The organism is Globicatella sp. PHS-GS-PNBC-21-1553, assembly GCF_033564055.1.
Taxonomy (GTDB): Bacteria; Bacillota; Bacilli; order Lactobacillales; family Aerococcaceae; genus Globicatella; species Globicatella sulfidifaciens.
In genome coordinates this window covers 69,526-90,309 of the sequence record NZ_CP085470.1, presented here as the reverse complement: position 1 = coordinate 90,309, position 20,784 = coordinate 69,526, and the positions used below count along the sequence as shown (strand labels likewise).

The 20,784-nt window shown below is 35.8% G+C and carries 25 protein-coding genes and 1 tRNA gene; all 26 read left to right on the top strand.

Annotation, left to right across the window (positions count from 1 at the left end; all coding sequences use genetic code 11):
- Positions 1-4 precede the first annotated feature (4 nt).
- The 26 genes from LB888_RS00480 to LB888_RS00355 all read left to right on the top strand — a co-directional run bounded on the left by LB888_RS00480 (position 5) and on the right by LB888_RS00355 (position 20,760).
- Positions 5-253 carry a hypothetical protein gene (locus tag LB888_RS00480; RefSeq protein WP_318753162.1) on the top strand — a complete coding sequence of 83 codons (249 nt, stop codon included), beginning with the start codon at positions 5-7 and terminating at the stop codon, positions 251-253.
- A complete protein-coding gene (locus tag LB888_RS00475; RefSeq protein ID WP_318753161.1) occupies positions 234-545 on the top strand; it encodes a hypothetical protein in 312 nt (103 codons plus the stop codon). The genes LB888_RS00480 and LB888_RS00475 overlap by 20 nt, the downstream gene beginning before the upstream one ends.
- Entirely contained in the window at positions 524-829 is a 306-nt protein-coding gene (locus tag LB888_RS00470; protein ID WP_318753990.1) for a phage head closure protein, read from the top strand. Before LB888_RS00475 ends, LB888_RS00470 begins: the two co-directional genes overlap by 22 nt.
- A complete protein-coding gene (locus tag LB888_RS00465; protein ID WP_318753160.1) occupies positions 819-1,169 on the top strand; it encodes an HK97 gp10 family phage protein in 351 nt (116 codons plus the stop codon). Before LB888_RS00470 ends, LB888_RS00465 begins: the two co-directional genes overlap by 11 nt.
- Entirely contained in the window at positions 1,166-1,489 is a 324-nt protein-coding gene (locus LB888_RS00460; RefSeq protein ID WP_318753159.1) for a hypothetical protein, read from the top strand. Before LB888_RS00465 ends, LB888_RS00460 begins: the two co-directional genes overlap by 4 nt.
- Positions 1,479-2,063, top strand: a complete 585-nt coding sequence (locus tag LB888_RS00455) for a major tail protein (RefSeq protein WP_318753158.1) — start codon at positions 1,479-1,481, stop codon at positions 2,061-2,063. Before LB888_RS00460 ends, LB888_RS00455 begins: the two co-directional genes overlap by 11 nt.
- 3 nt (positions 2,064-2,066) lie before the next feature.
- On the top strand, positions 2,067-2,630 hold the full coding sequence (locus LB888_RS00450; RefSeq protein WP_318753157.1) for a hypothetical protein: 564 nt from the start codon (positions 2,067-2,069) through the stop codon (positions 2,628-2,630).
- A gap of 14 nt (positions 2,631-2,644) precedes the next feature.
- Complete coding sequence (locus LB888_RS00445; protein WP_318753156.1) at positions 2,645-4,780, top strand: phage tail tape measure protein; 2,136 nt, start codon at positions 2,645-2,647, stop codon at positions 4,778-4,780.
- Complete coding sequence (locus tag LB888_RS00440) at positions 4,780-5,751, top strand: hypothetical protein (RefSeq protein WP_318753155.1); 972 nt, start codon at positions 4,780-4,782, stop codon at positions 5,749-5,751. The genes LB888_RS00445 and LB888_RS00440 overlap by 1 nt, the downstream gene beginning before the upstream one ends.
- Complete coding sequence (locus LB888_RS00435; RefSeq protein WP_318753154.1) at positions 5,751-6,752, top strand: hypothetical protein; 1,002 nt, start codon at positions 5,751-5,753, stop codon at positions 6,750-6,752. Before LB888_RS00440 ends, LB888_RS00435 begins: the two co-directional genes overlap by 1 nt.
- Positions 6,752-8,200: a peptidoglycan amidohydrolase family protein gene (locus LB888_RS00430; protein WP_318753153.1), complete on the top strand. Its 1,449-nt coding sequence runs from the start codon at positions 6,752-6,754 to the stop codon at positions 8,198-8,200. The genes LB888_RS00435 and LB888_RS00430 overlap by 1 nt, the downstream gene beginning before the upstream one ends.
- 2 nt (positions 8,201-8,202) lie before the next feature.
- A complete protein-coding gene (locus LB888_RS00425; protein WP_318753152.1) occupies positions 8,203-8,685 on the top strand; it encodes a hypothetical protein in 483 nt (160 codons plus the stop codon).
- A 1-nt stretch (position 8,686) separates the two neighbouring features.
- Positions 8,687-9,634, top strand: a complete 948-nt coding sequence (locus LB888_RS00420) for a hypothetical protein (RefSeq protein ID WP_318753151.1) — start codon at positions 8,687-8,689, stop codon at positions 9,632-9,634.
- On the top strand, positions 9,635-10,708 hold the full coding sequence (locus tag LB888_RS00415) for a hypothetical protein (RefSeq protein WP_318753150.1): 1,074 nt from the start codon (positions 9,635-9,637) through the stop codon (positions 10,706-10,708).
- A gap of 14 nt (positions 10,709-10,722) precedes the next feature.
- Entirely contained in the window at positions 10,723-11,166 is a 444-nt protein-coding gene (locus LB888_RS00410) for a phage holin family protein (protein ID WP_318753149.1), read from the top strand.
- The gene (locus LB888_RS00405; protein ID WP_318753148.1) at positions 11,167-12,129 is read left to right on the top strand and encodes a peptidoglycan recognition family protein; all 963 of its coding nucleotides are present in this window, start codon (positions 11,167-11,169) and stop codon (positions 12,127-12,129) included. It abuts the gene before it with no gap.
- 850 nt (positions 12,130-12,979) lie between these two features.
- A complete protein-coding gene (locus tag LB888_RS00400; protein WP_311919324.1) occupies positions 12,980-13,240 on the top strand; it encodes a hypothetical protein in 261 nt (86 codons plus the stop codon).
- Positions 13,241-13,367: 127 nt separating this feature from the next.
- A complete protein-coding gene (racE, locus tag LB888_RS00395) occupies positions 13,368-14,216 on the top strand; it encodes a glutamate racemase (RefSeq protein ID WP_276649085.1) in 849 nt (282 codons plus the stop codon).
- Positions 14,179-14,793, top strand: coding sequence for an XTP/dITP diphosphatase (locus LB888_RS00390; protein ID WP_318753147.1), 615 nt, complete (start codon positions 14,179-14,181; stop codon positions 14,791-14,793). The genes racE and LB888_RS00390 overlap by 38 nt, the downstream gene beginning before the upstream one ends.
- On the top strand, positions 14,790-15,308 hold the full coding sequence (locus tag LB888_RS00385; protein ID WP_318753146.1) for a YfcE family phosphodiesterase: 519 nt from the start codon (positions 14,790-14,792) through the stop codon (positions 15,306-15,308). Before LB888_RS00390 ends, LB888_RS00385 begins: the two co-directional genes overlap by 4 nt.
- On the top strand, positions 15,305-15,805 hold the full coding sequence (cbpB, locus tag LB888_RS00380; protein ID WP_078755795.1) for a cyclic-di-AMP-binding protein CbpB: 501 nt from the start codon (positions 15,305-15,307) through the stop codon (positions 15,803-15,805). Before LB888_RS00385 ends, cbpB begins: the two co-directional genes overlap by 4 nt.
- 116 nt (positions 15,806-15,921) lie before the next feature.
- On the top strand, positions 15,922-16,626 hold the full coding sequence (locus tag LB888_RS00375; RefSeq protein ID WP_318753145.1) for a hypothetical protein: 705 nt from the start codon (positions 15,922-15,924) through the stop codon (positions 16,624-16,626).
- 250 nt (positions 16,627-16,876) lie between these two features.
- Positions 16,877-16,948 (top strand) — tRNA-Arg (locus LB888_RS00370).
- Between the two features lie 202 nt (positions 16,949-17,150).
- Positions 17,151-17,681: a Gx transporter family protein gene (locus LB888_RS00365; RefSeq protein WP_276649094.1), complete on the top strand. Its 531-nt coding sequence runs from the start codon at positions 17,151-17,153 to the stop codon at positions 17,679-17,681.
- A 176-nt stretch (positions 17,682-17,857) separates the two neighbouring features.
- A complete protein-coding gene (locus LB888_RS00360; protein WP_078755797.1) occupies positions 17,858-19,762 on the top strand; it encodes an FAD-dependent oxidoreductase in 1,905 nt (634 codons plus the stop codon).
- A gap of 68 nt (positions 19,763-19,830) precedes the next feature.
- A complete protein-coding gene (locus LB888_RS00355) occupies positions 19,831-20,760 on the top strand; it encodes a polyprenyl synthetase family protein (RefSeq protein WP_318753144.1) in 930 nt (309 codons plus the stop codon).
- Positions 20,761-20,784 lie beyond the last annotated feature (24 nt).

The following is a 20,784-nucleotide window of genomic DNA, read 5'->3' as shown; positions in this document are numbered from 1 at the left end:
GACTATGAGTTATAAAGTCATTCGAAATTTTAGTGATTTGAATGACCGTTCGGCAAAAGAGCCCAACGGTCATTTTTATACTGTCGGTGAAAAATATCCCAGAGAAGGTTATATTCCGACAAAACAAAGAATTCAATCACTAACAACTACAAAAAATACTTGTGGAGAAGTCTTTATTGAAGAAATAAAAGTCACTAAACCACGAGTTAAAAAGAGTAGAGTAGGTGATGTTGATGGAAGAACAGACGAATAGTTTAACCAATGAAGAAACCATTTTGACTATTTTGAAAGCAAAATTAGGTATCGTTTCAAATACTAGAGATGAGTACTTAAAACTTCTAGTTAAAGGAATCATTGAAGAATTATCGAAACAACAAGGAATAGAATTATATTTAGGTCGTGTAGATCATCAAATTTTTATTGCAGATTATGCGGAATTTCGATATAACAACCGAGAGTATCAAGGATTTCCTAGGCATCTACAATGGCGCTTGCATAATTTGTATGTTAGGGGTGATGAACCATCAACTGGAATCATATCGTAACATTACTTTCCATTTCAATAACAGCAGATGAGTATGGTAATCAAATTGAAGAGTCAACTGCCACAAATGTTTTATGTAAGAAGAAGTCAATTACTCGTCAGGAGTTTTATCAAGCTTCAGTTACTGACTATAAGCCTGCACTCATATTAATTGTGCATACTTTTGAATATTCCGGACAAGAATATATTGAGTTTGGTGGAGTTCGATATCGTGTTATTCGCACATTTGAAAGTAGTTTTGAAGAAACGGAACTTGTATGCGAGGTGATTATGGGTGGCTACTAATTTAACGGATTCGATAATGAAAGAATTAAATAAATATTCAAACGAAGTAAAAAACGAACTTAAAGTAAAAAGTCATGAAGTGGCAAAAAAGACTGCAAAAAAATTAAAGAAAACAAGTCCACATAAAAATAGAGATTATCAAAAAGGTTGGCGAGCCCAAAAAACAAAAACAGGCAGTGTAGTCCACAATGCTACAGATTACCAACTAACACATTTGTTAGAGCATGGTCATGTAAATAGAGATGGAACTTTTACTGAGCCAACACCTCATATTGGCGAGGCTGAGCAAGAGGCAGTCGAAGAATTTTTAAAAGAAGTTGAGGAGGCAATAAAAGGATGAAACTAGAAGAATTGATTGCTTTGTTAAAGACACTAGGGATTCAAGTCGCATATCATCATTTTCATAAGCCTCCCGATTTACCTTTTATTGTAATTTTAGAGACCAAACCTGAAGTCTATAAAGCAGATAACACTCACTATTACACATCTAGAACCTATGATGTTAGTTATTATTTTGAGAAAAAAGAACCAGCTAAAGAACTAGCATTAGAAAATCTATTGTTAGAAAATGATATTGATTTTGATGTAATAGAAGATATTTACATTGAAAAAGAACAAATGTATTACAAAATTTACGAGGTGAAAGTTAATGGCAAATAAAAATAAAGTACAGTACGGATTAAAAAACGTCCACTATGCAATGGTGACTTATGACGAACTGACAGGCGAACCAACTTACGGAACTCCAACAAGATGGAATGGTGCAATTGAAATGGTACTAGATCCTGCTGGTGATTTATATAAATTAAAAGCTGACAATATCGATTATTATGTCAATCAAAATAACCAAGGATATTCAGGAAATTTCAAGAGTGCTCTAATCCCTGATGATTTTAGAATTACGCATCTAGGTGAAACATTAAATAGTGATGGTACTATTTCAGAATATGCAAATTCTCAGTCAACTCCTTATGCATTAATGTTTCAATTTGAAGGAGATGTTAATGCGACACGATATATTTTATACCACTGTGTATCTGGTCGAACAACATTAGGCTCAGTTACAAAGGATGGAGGGGAAGTTAATACTAGTGATTTAACTGTAACTGCTAGTCCACGTCCGCATGATGAATTAATTAAACATAAAGCTGAAAAAGGTTCTACACAATATGATAATTGGTTTACACAAGTACAAGAACCCGTTGGTACTTCAACTGAAGTCACTGGAGGTTAATAAATGAGAAAGACACTACAATTAGGAGAAAAAACTGTGCAGTTTGCGTCTCATGGCGCAACTGCTATTTTTTATCGTAAAGAGTTTGGTGCTGACTTTTTTGCTGATGCCATTAAATTGGCAAAAAATATGGAATCATTTGGAACGGATGGAAGCCTTGACTTAAAAACGATTAGTTATGAGCAGATTGAAGCAATTGATTTAACATTAATTTATCGATTAGCTTATATTTTTGCTATGTCTGCTAACAAAGATATTGAACCTTATATTGAATGGTTATCATCATTAGACGAATTTCCATTATCTGAAGTTACACCATTGGTATTTGATCTGATGTTTACGTTACTAGAGCGAAAAAAAGCAGAAAATGAAAGAAACGCTAGTGAAGAACCTTTAGATATTGATTTTTACATCTATATGGTTAAGCAAATAGGGCTTAGTTTTGATGAATTAGAATTGATGACAGTCGGAAGTGTCATTGATTATGCACATACTTACGTTGAGGAACAGAATCCAGAATCACAAAACGTAAGGAACGCAACTCAAGCAGATTTTGATAGTTTTTAAGAGAGGTGATTTAGATGGCGAATAAATCCATAAAAGGGATTACGATTGAACTCAATGGAGATTCCACAAAGCTAGTTAAAGCATTATCGGGTGTTGAGTCAAAATCAAATAAAGTACAGTCTGAATTAAAAGAGATTGATACTTTATTAAGGTTCAATCCAAAAAATACTGAATTACTTGCTCAAAAACAAACTTTACTGAAAGACAGAGTGGAAGCGACGTCTGAAAAATTAAAAACATTAAAAGATGCACAAGCTGAGGTAACTGAACAGTTCAAGAAAGGCGAAATTGGTGAGGAAGCCTATCGAGGCTTTCAACGTGAATTAATTGAAACAGAATCAAAATTAAAGCATTATTCTAAAACATTAAAAGATGCTACTAGTTTTTCGAAAAAGTTTCAAGATGCAACGAAAGTAGCAGGAGAAAAAGTTAAGCAAGTTGGCGCTAATGTTACTGATATGGGTGGCAAAATAACTGCTGGTGTAACTGCTCCATTAGCAGGTATTGCAGCAGCTTCTTTTGCAGCCTTCAATGAGGTGGATAGTGCAGTTGACAGTATTATTACCAAAACTGGTGCTAGTGGCGAACAACTTGAGGGGTTCGAAACAGTTTTTAAAAACATGTCAGGTACTATTCCAGTTGAAATGCAAAAAATTGGTGATTCAATTGGAGAAGTGAATACTCAATTTGGACTTCAAGGAAAAGAGTTAGAAGATGCTTCACGGTACATGATCCAATATGCTGAAATTAATGGTACTGATGTATCAAAGTCTGCCATAATGTCAAAACAAGCGATGGAAGCCTATGGACTGACCGTAAATGACTTAAATGGCATACTCGATTCTACTACTAAGGTTGCTCAAAATACCGGAGTTTCTGTTGAAGATTTAATGCAAAAAACGATTGATGGTGCTCCTCAGATTAAAGCTTTAGGATTAGGTTTTGATGAAGCCATTACGCTAATGGGTCAATTTGAGCAAGCTGGGGTTGACTCTAGTGCAGCATTGAGTTCGTTAAGTAGAGCATCAGTTGTTTACGCTAAAGATGGCAAAACATTAGAAGAAGGACTACAAGATACGATTAAATCCATTCAAAATGCCTCAAGCGAGACAGAAGCATTGACTATTGCGTCTGAAGTTTTCGGTACGAAAGGTGCATCCAGAATGGTTGATGCTATCAAACGAGGAACATTTAGTTTAGAAGAATTAAAAACAACTGCAGAAACATCAGGTGGAGTCGTTGGTCAAACTTTTGAAGCGACATTAGATCCTGCTGATCAAATGAAAAACGTAATGAATGAACTAAAAGAAGTAGGAAATGAATTAAATTTAGCTTTACAAGATGTTCTTGCCCCAATGTTAGAACGATTAATTGATATTATCAGAAGTGTATCTGAGTGGTTTAATAGTTTAGATGATAGTCAAAAACAAACGATAGTCGTTATTGGTCTAGTTGTGGCTGCAATCGGTCCGCTACTGATGATAATTGGTTCAGTAATTTCGGCATTTGGTACTTTCATTACCATCATGGGGGCTGTCTTATCCCCTGCAGGTCTAGTGGTAGCTGCAATTGCAGCAGTTGTGGCCGCTGGTGTCGCTCTATGGCAAAATTGGGATTCTGTTAAAGCTTGGGCAAACGAATTATGGACATCTGTATCGACTGATTTTAATAACATTGCTACTTCGGTTAAAACTGCTATGGATAACGCTTGGCAATGGGTAAAAGATGGTGTACAAAAGTTAAAAGATGCCTTTAATTTCTCGTGGTCATTACCTAAAATTGATTTACCTAAAATAACAATTAATGGAAAGTTTAGTTTAAATCCACCCCAGGTTCCAACATTTGGAATAAAATGGTTTGCAAAAGGTGGTATTTTGACTAAACCAACCGCCTTTGGTATGAATGGCAATAATTTAATGGTCGGTGGCGAAGCAGGTAAAGAAGCTGTATTGCCATTAAATGAAAAGAACCTAGCCATGATTGGTGCTGGAATTGCTAAAGCGCTTGGCGGTCAACAACAAACACCGCAAAAGACTGGTGACTTAGTCATCCAGATTGATGGAATGGAATTAATGCGGATTTTAAATCCGTATAGCGAAATTGTCGGTGGAGAGAATTACCGATTAGCAGATAGGGGGCTTGCTAGATAATGCTAAATCAAGATTTAATACACAAGGGCATCACGTATTTAGGAAAGCACTCCTATCGTGATTACCGTCTAACAATAGCTAGTCGTGATATTGGCTATCCAGAAAAGATTAAAGTAAAATATCAAGTTCCCTACTCTAATACGGAGCAAGATTTTAGCATGATTAATGGCTCTCAAAATTATAGTCCAAGAGAAGTGACGTACCAATTTAATATCGCTCACCAAAGAATACAGACAAAAGAATCCATGTATAATACTAAGACCTTACTTGTCAATTGGCTTATGAATTCGGTTGGTAAGCAAGACTTATGGGATGACTATATTGATGGCTACCATTTTCATGGCGAAGTAGAATCTGGTCCAGAAGTCCAAGAGAATTGGATTGATGGTACTGTTGATGTGACATTTACTTGCTATCCTTTTATGATTTCAGATTTCTTTGAAGGTGATGATATTTGGGATACTTTTGACTTTGAGTTTGGGGTAAGCCAAGAAACTGTTTTCGGACCAAAGCTAATTCCGTCTAAATCAGAAGTCAAATCGGTAAAAGTTGGTGATCGTGTCGCTTTAGTTCCGTGGATTAATTTTACAGAAAAGTTCCCAACGAAATATATGACAGAATACTACACAGTCAAAAGTATCAAATCAGAAGCTACATCAACAGCTCATCAAATAGTGGAAGTTAAAGAAATTCCAGGACAACTTTTGAGTGCTGATACGATACTGCAAGCATTGCCTCCAATGGAAGTGGAATTGATTAATAGTAATTCAACCGCTGTATTGCCAGAAATTAAAGTTGCCATTGTAAGCACTGGTTGGGCTAAGATTGCGATTGAACTAGATGGGGTCATTCATTATTTAATGGAAAATCAAAAGAACACCACACTTAGATTAAAGCCTGGTGTTAACAAACTAAAGATTTGGGCATATGGAGTGACTGTGTCATTCCTGTGGCGCAAGGAGCTGTTGTAATGTACAAAATCGATATTATTACTGATGATAAAGTAGTCACGATACATGATCCATATGATGAAGATGTGCGTGTTTTATCGGACACTTTCACGGAAGAAATTGGGAAAATCGAATCGTTAACCTTTGATATATCGAAACACAATCCTGGATTTGATGCGATTAAGCCAGTTAAAACAAGGGTCATGGCTTACAATATCAAAACAAGCGAAGTTGTCTTTAACGGACGTGTTTTAACTAGTAAACGTGGAATGGATTCAAGCGGGGATGTTAAAGGCACTTTTACATGTGAGGGTGCTAAAGGTTATCTTCACGATTCAGAACAGAAAGCTTTTAGTTATCAGGGGTATGTTAAAGAGTATGTAGAGCGTGTTTTAAAACACGGAAATTCAAGAGTAGAGCCTTTCAAACAGTTCCAGTTGGGGATTTGTGAGATTGGCTCTACTTTTTCATATAAAACAGTATCTGCAAGCGGAGAACGTGTGAAGCTTGAAGTTGGTGATTCGGCTACGATTATTAACTCGGCTACCACTTACTATGACCATTCAGGTAATGCAGTAAGTATACCATCATTTGTCAAAGGCCGTTTGCATACTGTTAAAGAATACAATGCTACTAATGACCGATACTTGTTGTATTATGGTTCAACACCAATTGCTTGGGTGAACGCTAAAGATATCTACGAAACAGAACCTAAAGAAGTGACGACTGGCGAAACGACTACCGAGAAAGTGGAAGTTCGAACGCAAATTGAACTGGAAGTGACTGATGGTATGTCCACATATGATGCTATTGATTTAGCAATCCAGGAAGTTGGTGGCTATATGATTTGGGAGTGGGTTGAAGGCGTTAATACTCTCCACTTAGTTAAAGATTATGGCGAGGAATCTAAGACAGCCATTGAATTAGGTATCAATATGATGAGAATTGATGAAAGTTTAGACCCAACAAAAGTCATTACAAGACTTAGACCAATCGGAAACGTAAGAAAGGACGGTGCTTAATGGTTACTACTGCGGAGAAACGAGCATTTTTAAATACAATTAAACCATTCGTGATTGCTGCATGGTCAACTTCTAAGGTACTTCCGTCCGTTACTGCAGCACAAGCAGGCTTAGAAAGTGGATGGGGTACTAGTGCACTTGCTAAGGCTCCAAATTACAACTTATTTGGAGTTAAGGCAACTGGTAGTGAACCTTATGTCACCATGCCTACACAAGAGTGGGGTAGTGGTGGCTACTATACAGTTTACGCAAAGTTTCGAACTTATGACAGTTGGGAAGATTGCATTGCTAAACGTGCTGATTTCTTTCTTGGCACCGAGTGGCGGAAGAATAATTACAGATATGTAATCGGAGAAACTAATTACAAGAAAGCAACTCAAGCCTTAAAAGATGCAGGCTATGCGACTGATCCAAATTACGCTACAAGCCTAAATAGAGTGATTGAGCAAATTGGATTGTACTCATGGGATTCAGAAATTGATAAATCAGAATACGAGGAAACAGTCACATCAAATGTTGAAAAGATGATTGAATGGTTTGAATTAAGACGTGGGAAAGTACGGTATTCAATGGCTTATCGTTATGGTCCAAATTACTATGACTGCTCCAGCGCTGTCTTTAATGCCATGATTTATGCAGGCATTAGGCCGAAAGGTAGCTTTATTGGCAATACCGAAACTTTATATTCTTTAGAAGGGAGCTTATTAATCCCTATTAGTTTTAGCGAAGTACGAAGAGGAGATATCTTCGTCGCTGGTGTCAAAGGTGGCTCGGCCAATGAGTTTGGTCATACTGGTGTCTATTATGGTAATAATCAGATTATCCACTGCAACTACGCAGACAATGGCATATCCGTCACTGGTATTGCCGGACGGACTGGTAGCCCGGTCCATTGGTATCGAATTAAAGGGGCAACAGTAAGCAAGCCTAGAGATACTACAAGCACAGTGGAAGAAGTCAAACCGATTGGAATTGAATCTGTTAATGATGGTATTGACTATATCGATAGTGAAGCATTAATTAATTTACTAGGAATTCAAGGTGGCACTCAAGAATTTAGTGTATCTGATGCCAAGGACTTAAAGAAGCAAGCGGAAGAATGGATGGAACAACAGTTACTATCTATTTATCAATTTGATTTAGAAGCTACTGACTTAGCTTTGATTAATCAAGATTATTCAGAATTAAAGCTATTTAACACGTATCTAGTTAGTAATCCATTGCTACCAATCAACGCTAAAATGCGTGTGGTAAGACGAACTTACTCATTAACCAATCCAGCCATCAAGAAACTAACATTTGGTAGTCGTTTCCCAACATCAACTGAATATGCTTTGGATTTAGCAAAGAATCGAAATATTGACTATCGGTTAAATGTATTAAATAGAAATTTACAAAACTTACAAAATGTGGTGACCAATGCCACAGCATCAATCTTAGGGGGTTAAGAATGGGAATAGATGAAATTTTACTACAAATTATAACTGCTAGATATGGTCGTGAAGTCCGTCAAGCTATCCACGATGGAATTAAACAGGCCTACGATGACGCAATCAAAAACGGCAACGCAAACATGGAAGTATCGCAAGCGAGGGGGAGCTATCCGAGTTTAAATAGTAGATTAGATGAAGTAGACAATAAGCAAAGTCAAATTACCGCACAGTTGGCACAAAAGGCGAATCAAGCGTTTGTAGACAGCCAATTTTCTAGTATTGTTTCTGGTGCACCTAAAGGGACTTATACAGATTTAGCGTCCTTGCAAACCGCTTATCCGAGTGGTGCAGAAGGTGTGTTTTTGGTTTTAGAAAGCGGTCACTGGTACTACTGGAATAGCACAACTAATGCTTGGACAGACGGTGGATTGTATCAAAGTGGTGGCGGAGATTGGTTAGCAGCAATGACAGAACAAGACCAAACATGGAGTGTGATTTAATATGACAGATAAAATGATGAGAATTGCTGGACGCGGAAACGACGGACTTGCTAAAGCGCTAATGACGAACAACACAGGCGCTTTGATTAATTCTAGTGTCACATCAGCAGAGTCTGAGTTGAAAAACATAGCGGTCGGAGCAGCAGTCAATTTTGACTTTTACAACTTTACGAAATCGACACTCCAATTCGTGTTAAGAGCCTCACAAGCGACTGATATTAAAATGCAAGTCACTCCTATCGTAGGCGGAACAGCTCGTTATGAAGCGACAGTGACGCTATTTGATAAAAAACGTATTGATAAGATTTTATTTACAAACTTTTTCAAAAACGCTTACGACGCTTTTAGGGTTAGTATCGTTAACGTGGGTGCTTATCCAGCTGATATAACGGTATTTGCATTAGGTTCCGAAACGAATGTTGAAATTGAAAACATTGGCGAGCCGAAATTAATTTCAACGGGAGTTACGGTAAGTCAAAATCAAACAGTAGTTGTGGCAGAAAACGTCAAAGTAAAAGATATTAAAGCTTTCACAATCGGCTTAAATGCTACCAATATGGCGACTGGTAAAGCAAATAGAGCATCTGTCTATATTTATCCAGTAGTTAACGGTCGAGCGATGGAGTCGACAAACTACGGAGCAGTGACTGTCTTAAATTGCGTTAAATTAAATGCAAACAAGGCTTTAACAGATAAGTATATGGTTGAAACCGAAATGGTCAGTATCGCTGTTAAAAATCACGATAGCGACCCATTGCAACTCGATTTAACATTAATTCCAACTCAAAATACAGAGGGCGCAGTTAATGCTACCAAACAAATGGAGTATATAGTACCAACAATCCACCAAAGACCATCCATCTACCAAGTTCCAGTTGGAACTATATGTATGGCAATTGATACACGTGAGATGTGGATTAGCAATGGTCAAGCATGGGAGGTGTATTAAATGAGTTTGATTTTGATGAATATGATTAATGATTTGCGAAAAGATTTAGGCAGAACAGCCTTAAATGAAAACTTTAGTATGACACATGTCACTAGCGACGAAATACGATGCATCACATATAATCCTTATGATGATAACTACTATGGATTTAGAGGTAATTATCTTGTGAAAGCACGAAAAGGCTCACAGTTTTCAAACGTGTGGACAGACCCTATATTTAATTCATATAGACCAGCTGGATTAAAATTTTTATCAAACGGAAATATTTTAGTGTGGGCAATAGGTGGTCGGTTGAAAGTATTAGACAGCAACTTAACGCTTCTGAAAGAACATACTGGTATCTATCAACCTCTTAATAATTTAATCGGAACTAGCGAAGCAAAAGGAATTGTTATGACGAGTGAATACGGTGGTCCGAATGGGATTGACGGATCTAAAATTTGGAAATCTACCGATTATGGCTTAACATGGACAACTGTTAAAGAGTTTAGTGATATCACACACATTCATAGTGTTCAGTATGACCGATACGGTGATTGTTGGTGGGTTTGTACGGGTGACCCTAATTTATCTAGTCAAATTTGGCAATCAACAGATGATGGGTCAACGTGGACACTGAAAGCGAGCGGAACACAAGATTATAGATTATGTGGTATCGGAATCATGCGAGATAAATTAGTCTGGATTCCAGACAATCCAGGTGCGAAAGATAATAACAAACTTTGGGTTATCAATCGTGAAGATATTGATAGCGATTGGACTAACAAACGACAAGAATTAAGCAGTTCAATTCATGGTGCCTGTTACGGGCAAACAGAAACAGCAGATGGGCAAATACTTTTCTTTACATCAGCAGAATCTAGTCCATATAGTGCGTTATATATTTCAGATGGTGTCAAGTCTAAAATGCTTGCTAAAATCCAAAAGAAATTTGGATCAAGTGTCTTACTTGCTGGATTTACGAGTTTAACCGAATTAGATTATCTAAACTCAACTTATGCTTCAGTTGGAGAAGCCGATAAGTTTAAAGGGGTATATCAATTAAATATTCCACTTGATAGCTTAGATTTATAGAAAGGAGAGAATGGATGATAACAGAAAACTTTTTAGAAAAATTAATGTTGGAGATGCTAACCATTCATCAAAATCCATATATTTTAATATTTGGTTGGATGGTAGTAATGGATTTCGTTACGGGGTACTCTAAATCTTTTATTGGCAACGTGGCTAACTCTACTAAAGGATTGCAAGGATTAATTAAACACTTGTTAGTAGTGGTTCTAGTGTTGAGCGTTTGCCCTTTACTGGCAGTATTAGGATTCAGACCGATAGCTACCTCGTTTATTTTATTTTACATAGCAACTTACGGCATCAGCATTATCGAAAACTTAGGGCAAGCAGGTGTACCACTACCTGATTTTGTGAGTAAATATTTTGATAAGTTGAATCGACAACATACCGAGATCGACATTAATAATGTCAAAATGACGATTGATAAAGCGCACTTACAACAAAGAAATGAGGATGAATAGATGGCAAAATTAACAACAACAGAGGTGTTTAAAGTATTAGGATTAACTTTTAAACAGCAACTCTTACCATTAACTAAGACTTACGGACGGGTAAACAAGAAACAAGGTATCGTGCTGCATCAAACTGGTGCGCCACAAGCAGGTGCTAATGCACAAGCAATGGCTAACTATCAAAAGAATATGTCTAATCCTAACAATCCAGAAGAAAAGTCATGGCATTACCAAGTGGATGACCATCTGGCAATTCAGTCGTTTACACACGACGTCGCAACTTGGCAATCAAGTGATGGTACTGGGCCGGGGAATACAGCACATATCAGTATTGAGTCGTGTATTAATGCTGATGGCAACTATGCTAAGACTATCCAAAACACCGCCAAACTTATGGCGGCGATTTGCTATCTCGAAGGCTTTAATCCTCGTACGAAAATTAAGACACACCATGACTTTGCTAGAGATAAAAAATGGTGTCCAGCTCAAATTTTAAACGGTAAAGATGGCTTCACGTTAGCTAAAGTGATTGAGATGACTGTTGGCTATTTAAATCAGTTAAATGGTAAGGTAGCCACACCATCACCTGCAAACAACTCTAAGAAGTACTTTGACTTAGAACCACTTAAAGCAGATGCCAAAGCGTTTGATGCGTTAAAAATAGGGGATAAGGTTACAATTCGTAAAGGTCAAAGCTACTGGTATATTCCACAGACTAATCAAGGGGTTAAACCAACTAATGATTTCACTGGTGACAAAGATATAATAGAACAAGTAAGAGATGTTAAAGTGGGCTATTCACGTAGAGCATACTTACTTAAAAATAAGCGTAGTTGGATTTTGGAGCAAGATTTGGTTGAAGCGAGACGAACCTGGAATGCAGTAAAAGATACAGATGCTATCTTTGATACTGATCCGGAACGTGTGTATGTATATGTTGATGGGAAGTATTATAAATTAGTGGAAAAATAAAAATAAAAAAATAAAAAATAACAAAGAAAGGGATACTATATGTAGTGGTATATATCCTAAAAAAGCCTACTCCGATAATGGGGTAGGCCTATTTTATTTGTATATATAGTAGAAGACTTTTTATCACGCTGGCAAATTGAATACGTAATTGAATACGTTATTTGTTATTTTATGTTGTTTTGTCTAATGTTAATATATACAGAAGTGTTGGTATATGAGCTTATGTAACTTTATTTTACTTATAAGTTAGATGATGAAATATCAAATTAGGTTAATCTTAATCTTAATATACCACATAGAAATGTTGATATATCAATGTTTCTATGTGGTTTTGTTGTTGTTGTTATAAGTTGTGATAAACGGATGGTACAGTACCAATCGAATTTGAGGCTAGGCAAAAACTTTTAAAATTCAGTTCTGGCATATCTATTTAATTCAAAGCGCAGTGGTTGAGTGGTCTCAGCCTAAGTCTTAAAGAGATTGGTCCTCAATTTGGTATATTCAATCAACTTATTGCGCGGTAATTCAAAGCGCAGTGGTTGAGTGGTCTCAGCCTAAGTCTTAAAGAGATTGGTCCTCAATTTGGTAAATTCAATCAACTTATTGCTCGGTAATTAAAAGCGCAGTGGTTGAGTGGCATCAAACTGCGTCTTAATGACTTGTTTGATACCTACTCATCTTTGTGGGGGTAGGCCAACGAAGCGAAAATCATTTGATTTTCTACTTCTTGCCCACTCCCTGAAGGTCCTAATTAGAAAATTAAAATACTCACTTGATTTAAAGTTATTTTACTCTGGACAAATAAGTTGTTATATGTTAGTTTTGTAACTGACACAGGTGAGGTGATAGTATGTATGATTTATATTTTGAGGAGAAAATGATCAATCAAGATAAGTTTGTACACGATTATCTCCGTTTTGCCAAACCGGTAGACTTTTATATTAATTGGGATAATATGTGTGCCATGATTGTGAGAATTATTAATTTAACGGATGACAATTTTTATACTTTATTTCGTCATGAAACAAAAGATGGATTTGAACATAGTTTCGAGTTTCAAAAAATTTACTATAATAATAAAGCTTATACTTATTATATAGGGCATCTCTAAAATTTTGATAATACTGAGTCAAAATCCGACTTTAGTAGCATCTTCTTGACTATGAAAAACTAGTGATTTGTTATATAATTTAATTTGAGCGCATTTAATTCAACATGCGAAGAAAGAAGGTATATTATTGAAAGAATTACCAATTGGATTTATTGATTCCGGATTTGGCGGTTTAACAGTTGTTAAACAAAGTCTCAAACAATTACCAAATGAATCCATTATATACTTAGGGGATAGTGCTAGATGTCCTTATGGACCCCGTTCTTTAGAGGAAGTTAAGGAATTTATTTGGCAACTTACCCGTTTTTTATTAAATAAAGGAATCAAAATGTTAGTCATTGCCTGTAATACAGGAACAGCCGCTGCATTGAGTGAATTAAGAGAACAATTATCTATCCCTGTAATTGGTGTCATTCATGCTGGTAGCCGGGCAGCTATAAAAGAAACTCAAAATCAACGAATTGGCATTATTGGTACTGAAGGTACCATTAAATCCAATTTATATGAGAAAGTCATCTTAGAAAAAGCCGATTCCTTGAAAGTAATGAGTGTGCCAGTACCAGAGTTTGTTGCGATTGTTGAAGAAAATAAAATAAATGATCCTGAAACTGAAATAATTGTTAAAAAGCGTTTGAACATTTTTAAAGAAAAAGATGTTGATACTTTGGTTTTAGGATGTACTCATTATCCGATTATGAAAAAAGTTATTGGAGAATATATGGGTGAAGAGGTTCGCTTAATTGATTCTGGTGTTGAAACTATTAATGAAGTCAGTACCATGTTAGATTATTACAATATTAGCCGTTCAGCACATGACGCTAAAAATAGACCGGCTACGATTGAAGTGTATACGACCGGTGAAGAAGATAAATTTGCTGAGGTGGCAACAACTTGGTTAAATATGCCGAATCTAACAATTAAAAAATGTGAAATAGAAGGTGATCAAGTTGTCGAAACTACTAATCGCGAGTCATAATAAAGGTAAAATAGCAGAGTTTGCAAAATTATTTGAGGCTTTTAATATAGAGGTAACCTCATTATTAGATTATCCAGAAATCGAAGAAGTAGAAGAAACAGGGAGTACTTTTGAAGAGAATGCACGTTTAAAAGCTGAAACCATCGCCAATATGTTAAAAACAATGGTTTTGGCGGATGACTCTGGCTTATCTGTCGATGCATTAGAGGGTCGTCCAGGTGTTTTCAGTGCTCGATATGCTGGCGAACATGGTAATGATGCTTTGAATAATGAAAAGTTACTGAACGATATGAAAGGCAACAGTCATCGTGATGCACATTTTACTTGTTGTCTCGTATTGGCTCATCCAAAGATGCCGTCATTGGTTGTAGAAGGTCAAGCTAACGGTATCATTTTAGAGGAAATAAAAGGAACTGAAGGATTTGGCTATGATCCACTTTTTTATATGGAAAGTGAGCAGAAAACTTTTGCTGAACTGACAGCTGAAAGAAAAAATGAGATTAGTCATCGTGGTAAAGCGATTACAAAATTGATGGCTGCAATGCCAGAATGGTTAGAGGAGTTGAATAGTAAGTGAAATGGTTAATTATAAGTGACAATCATGGTGGATGGTCAAAATTAAATAATTTAATCGAACATTATCGTCCAGAAGTGGAGCTAATTCTTCACTGTGGAGATTCTGAGTTTCCAGCTGACGATCCTATTTGGGACAACGTCGATGTGGTTGTGTCAGGCAATATGGACTTTGATCCACAATACTTTAATCGCCGGATAGTTGAACATTCAGCAGGAAATATACTGGTTGTTCATGGTCATCGAAATGGTGTGAATAGTGGTTATGAAGAATTATTAGCTGAAGCAAAAGATATCAATGCAAAATTTGTTTTTCATGGACATACTCACCAATTATATGCAGAATATGTTGATGAGGTGTTATTGATTAATCCGGGAAGTTTGAATCATTCTCGTGGACCAGTTCCACATAAAACCTATGCGATTTTGGAAATCACGCCAACGCAATATAAAGTGGATTTCTACGATGATTCTATGAATTTATTAACAGATTTAACGAAAGTGTTTGAGCGTCAATGATTGATCCATTATTAGAAAAACAAATTGTGGACCCTATTGAAAAATTATTAATACCAGCTGATAATGTAGCCCATGTGTTAGATACCAATACTTTAAGTCATGGGATGTTAATTCTCTCAACTGTTAAATATTCCATGATTCCAGTATTGTCAACTAAGTCAAAATTAATGGGATTGATTAATATGCCGATGATGATTAATGCGGTAACAACAGTAGAGGCGATTGAAATTGAAAAAATGGACCAAATATTAATACGAGATGTCATGGAAAAAGACCCTGTAACGATTGTTGAGGGTGAACCTTTTGAAAAGATTTTACACCGTTTAGTTGATCAAAACTTTATCTGTATGATTGATCATGAGGGTAATTTCAAAGGGATTATAACCCGACGAGAATTATTGAAACGAATCAATCATTTTTTACATGAAATATCCATTCCTGAAAAATCAAAAGAACTTTTATTGAAGCTAACACTTTCTGAGAGTTTAACTTCTTAATTTTCTATCTTCATACTTTATTCAAGATTTTTTCTTGATAGACTCAATCACATTTTTATTTGATTATGTTATAATGAGTGTATAGAAGAAAAAGAAAAGAGAGGTGGCTAGTGAGCATGCATTTTTTTATTAAAAATATTTTTAAACGTGTGCTTTTTGCTTCCATAATAGGGGGAGTGTTTTCTGTTATACTAACTGGACCGATTGCTGCCCAGGAAAATGGACATGACCCTCAATTAAATCAAACTTCACTACCAGCTATTTCAGGAACGTTTTCTGATTATATACCTTATTCTCAGTTTAATAATTATCAATACGCAGGATTTGGTAATAATTATGAGAGTCAATATACAATCTTAGAATATACTCCAGATGAAAATGGTCTATTTCAAGTGGCCATTTTAATAAATGATCAAGCAATGGCTTATGTTTATCAACAGCGAAGTAATGGCTTATATGAACTTGGTTACGTTGAGAACTATGGAGAAGTTCAAGATTTACGCTATTCTAACCTTGTGAATAGTGGCCAAGAATCACTTATCTTATCCAGTAATATGACAGTTGGTTATCAATATTATTCCGGCTATCACAATGAATATCTTCGAACGGTCAAGAGTATTTTACCAACTTATGAGAAGAATGGAGTCATTTATCAGGAAGTGGTGGCGATTGAAGAAACAGGATATGCTGATGGGAGTGCCACGTGGTATTACTTAGCACCAAAATATGGGATTATCTGTATAGAAAGAGTGGATAGTCAAGGCAATTCTATAGCCGAAACATCATTATATGAAGTTTATAACGATGTATATGCACCATAATATTTTACGATTTTAGATAAAAAGGGGTTAATGGTTTCAAAAAACTATTCCCCTTTTTTAAATAATTTTGAATAACTTTTTATATGGGTGTTTAAAAACGTTTGATAACATCAATTGAAAATTAATCATGATTTTGGTACAATGATTAAGTTCAAGTTGATTGAACATCATGTCGATTACTGTTGAAATTTTTAAGTCAGCATCACAATGGTTCGATTTGATTAAGTAAATAGTAAAGATTTTTTGTAATGTCGCCGTAGTGTAATGGATATCACACAAGATTCCGGTTCTTGTGATGGGGGTTCGATTCCCTCCGGCGATGTATTATTTTTATGTAGATGTGTTTTTTATTATGTCTTTGATTTTATAAAGTCGAGTGATTGAACATTCTCAAGGGTATCTATCTTGAGCCTAACCAATAAGTATCAAATTCAGTTAAAGACAATTATTTCTGTTGGATTAGTAAGCAAAAAGGGGAATCGAGTTTGAAAAGAGGTCAGTATCATCTATTAGTATATATTGCGATGTTAGCAGCACAAGGGGTTGTTATTGGTCTAATTGAACGCTTTATTCCATCACCATTCGCTTTTGCTCCTGGTGCAAAATTAGGATTAGCCAATTTGATTACGATTATTGCTATTTTCACTTTACCTAAAAAATATAGTTTTCAAGTTGTAGCTATTAGAATTTTATTAACTACTTTATTAGGCGGAACGTTGTCTACTTTTATGTATAGTGGTGCTGGAGGTGTGTTGAGTTACCTTGTAATGATATTAATTCAGTATTTAGGGCCTAAAAGAGTGAGTATTGTGGGAATATCGGTTATGGGGGGTATTGCTCATAATGTGGGACAATTAGGCATGGCGGCGATTCTTGCACAATCTTGGGCAGTTTTAAATTATCTTCCAATCTTATCGATTAGCGGTATTCTAGCTGGTTTTGCGGTTGGTTTTGCTGGTAATTTACTTTTGCACAAAATCTCAGTCTTACGCGTTTATCATGATGATTTAATGCAAGCTAAATCACAAATTAATTGGTTAACAATAAACGAATAAAGTGATGATATCAAGCCTGAGATATCATTACTTTTTTTATTCAAAAACATATTTAAATAACAAGTATTTGAATAAGTATGTGAAAAAAACATCAAAACAGATTGAATCGCTATTTTGTTTGTGCTATAATTATCAAGGAATTATTTTGTGTATTAATTTTAGGAGGAAGTAAAATAATGGCTAAAGAGATCGTCATTGTTGGTGCTGGGTATGCTGGGGTAGCTGCTGCTCAACAATTAGGCAAAACGTTTAAAAAAGATGAGTCAATCAATATTACTTTGATTGATAAACATTCTTATTTAACTTACATGACGGAGTTACATGAGGTTGCAGGCGGGAGAGTAGAACCAGATGCAATTAAGTATGACTTACGTCGTTTATTCAAAAAGTATAAAAAAGTGGATTTAGTAACAGATACCATCAAATCTGTAAATTATGACACCAAAGAAGTATTAGGTGAACAACACACTTATAAATATGATTACTTAATCTTAGCGATGGGTGGGGAAGCTAATACATTCGGTATTGAAGGCGTTAAAGAACATGGCTTCACTTTATGGTCAATTGAAGCGGCTGAGCGAATTCGTGCGCATATTTTAAACGCATGTTACCGTGCTGCAAGAGAACATGATGAAGAAAAACGTCGTGCCTTATTATCATTCTTAGTTTGTGGTGCCGGCTTTACTGGTGTTGAAATGGTCGGAGAATTAGTGGATTGGGTTCCTCGTTTAGCTCATGACTACAAATTAAATGAAGATGAGTTTTCAATTCATTTAGTTGAAGCAGCGCCAACAATTTTAAATATGGTGACCGAAACTGAACAAACTAAAGCGCAAAAATATATGGAAAAAGTTGGCGTTAAAATTAGTTTAGGTGACGGAATCGTTAAAGTGGCTGAAGACCATATCCAATTAGCTTCAGGTAAAACAATCCCAACTTATACAACTATTTGGACTGCTGGTGTCCAAGCGAATACTGAAACAGCTGAATTTGGTATTGAAAAAGCACGAGCAGGTCGTTTAGTAGCTAACCAATATATGGAAGCTAAAGACCATGAGAATGTGTATGTTGTAGGTGACTTAGTTTATTATGAAGAAGCAGATAAAGGTAACCGACCTGTTCCACAAATTGTCCAAGCTGCTGAGCAAACAGGACATACTGCTGCTTTAAATGTGATTGCAGCCATTAAAGGTGGCGAAAAACATGAATTCAAAGGAAAATATGATGGATTCATGGTCTCAATCGGTGCTAAATATGGTGTGGCTTACTTGTATGATAAGTACCATATGAGCGGATTTTTCGCTATGTTATTAAAACATATCATCAATATTAAATACTTCTTCGATATTAGAAGTTTATATAATATGGTAACTTATACTCAACATGAGTTCTTTGATATTAAGGATCGTCGTAATATCTTCGGGGGATTCTTGTCTTCAAAAGGTAATAACTTATGGATGATTCCATTACGAATTTTCTATGGTTCAATGTGGTTAATTGAAGGCTTGAAGAAAGTATTCGGATTGTTCGGTGCAAATAGTTGGTTTGGAGATACAACAGTATTCCCGTTTGAATGGTTACAAGTTGCTGATGTAGCATCTGGTGCATCTGAAGCGGCCGACGCAACTTCTGCAGCGTCTGATGTGGCGGCAACAGCAGCTGATGCTTCTCAAGCAGTATTTAGCTTAAACTATGCGTATGGTGAAGAACCAATGTTAGTATTTGATAAAATGCCTGATTGGTTTGCTTCTATCATGAAATTTATGATGCCGAATCTAGAAGTTGCTTTATTTATGCAAAAATTTATGTCAGTAGTGGAGTTATTAATTGGTTTAGCATTAATCGCTGGATTATTCACTTGGTTAGTAAGTGCAGGAACGGTTGTTTTAGTGGCAATGTTCTGTTTATCAGGTATGTTCTACTGGGTTAACATGTGGTTCGTTCCGGTTGCCATTGCTTTAATGAATGGTTCAGGACATGCATTTGGTTTAGATTACTGGGTAATGCCATGGTTAGGTAAACTCTTTGATAAATGGCTCTATGGTAAACCAAATCATATTTATAATGATAAATTTAAATAATTATGTTAAAGTTGAGAAGTAGAGAGTAATCTCGCTTTTCAACTTTTTTTAGAAATGGAGTAAACAGTGTGGTTCATAAAATATGGGAATCATATCCAACGATTGAAAAAGCACTTTATGATGTGAAAAAATTGATGAAAAACTCAATAAAAGTGCCAATGGTTGAAGTTAATAATAAAATTTTGGAGTATATAGACGCCCCCGGAAAATATTTGAGATCAGGGTTAACGATTATGGTTGCCGATAGTTTAGGTTTACCAATCGATCACGACGTTATTTCAGCTGCGGCGGGACTTGAATTAATGCATTTATCAACCTTAATACATGACGATGTGATTGATAATGCGGATACTCGTCGTGGTGTAACCGTTATCCACAAGGATTTTTCAAACAAAATTGCTATTTATGCTGGAGATTATTTGTTATCTCTTTCTGGTCGATTACTTGTTGAATCCAATTTAAAGATTAATCGAAATATGATTGATAATAAAGTAATTGAGCATATATTAATTGGTGAATTACGTCAGTTAATGAATCAAAATCGAGATGACATGACGATGAATGATTATTTAAGACAAATTAAAGGCAAGACCGCCACCTTATTTGGTTTGGCTGTACTGATTGGTGGGATTAAAGCAGAGTTACCAAGACGTGATCTGAAGCGCCTTTATTATGCTGGTCAAATGATTGGGATGGCATTTCAATTAAATGATGATTTAATTGATTACCATCAAGACTCAGCAATTAGTGGTAAGCCAAAATTACAAGATGTACAGAATGGAATTTATACGGCACCGTATTTGATGTTAAAAGAGCGAGTAGACAATATTAAAGACTTAGAATATGACGAATTACCTCGACTAATGAAAGAGTATCAAATATTTGATTCAGTTGAAGCCGTTATTACAAGTTATTTAAATAAGAGTTGGCATTATTTTGAATTAGTCAATATTAACCCAACGAAGATTAAAGAGTTGTTACGAAAATTAGATTACTAAAATATAATAGGAGTGGGTAAAAAC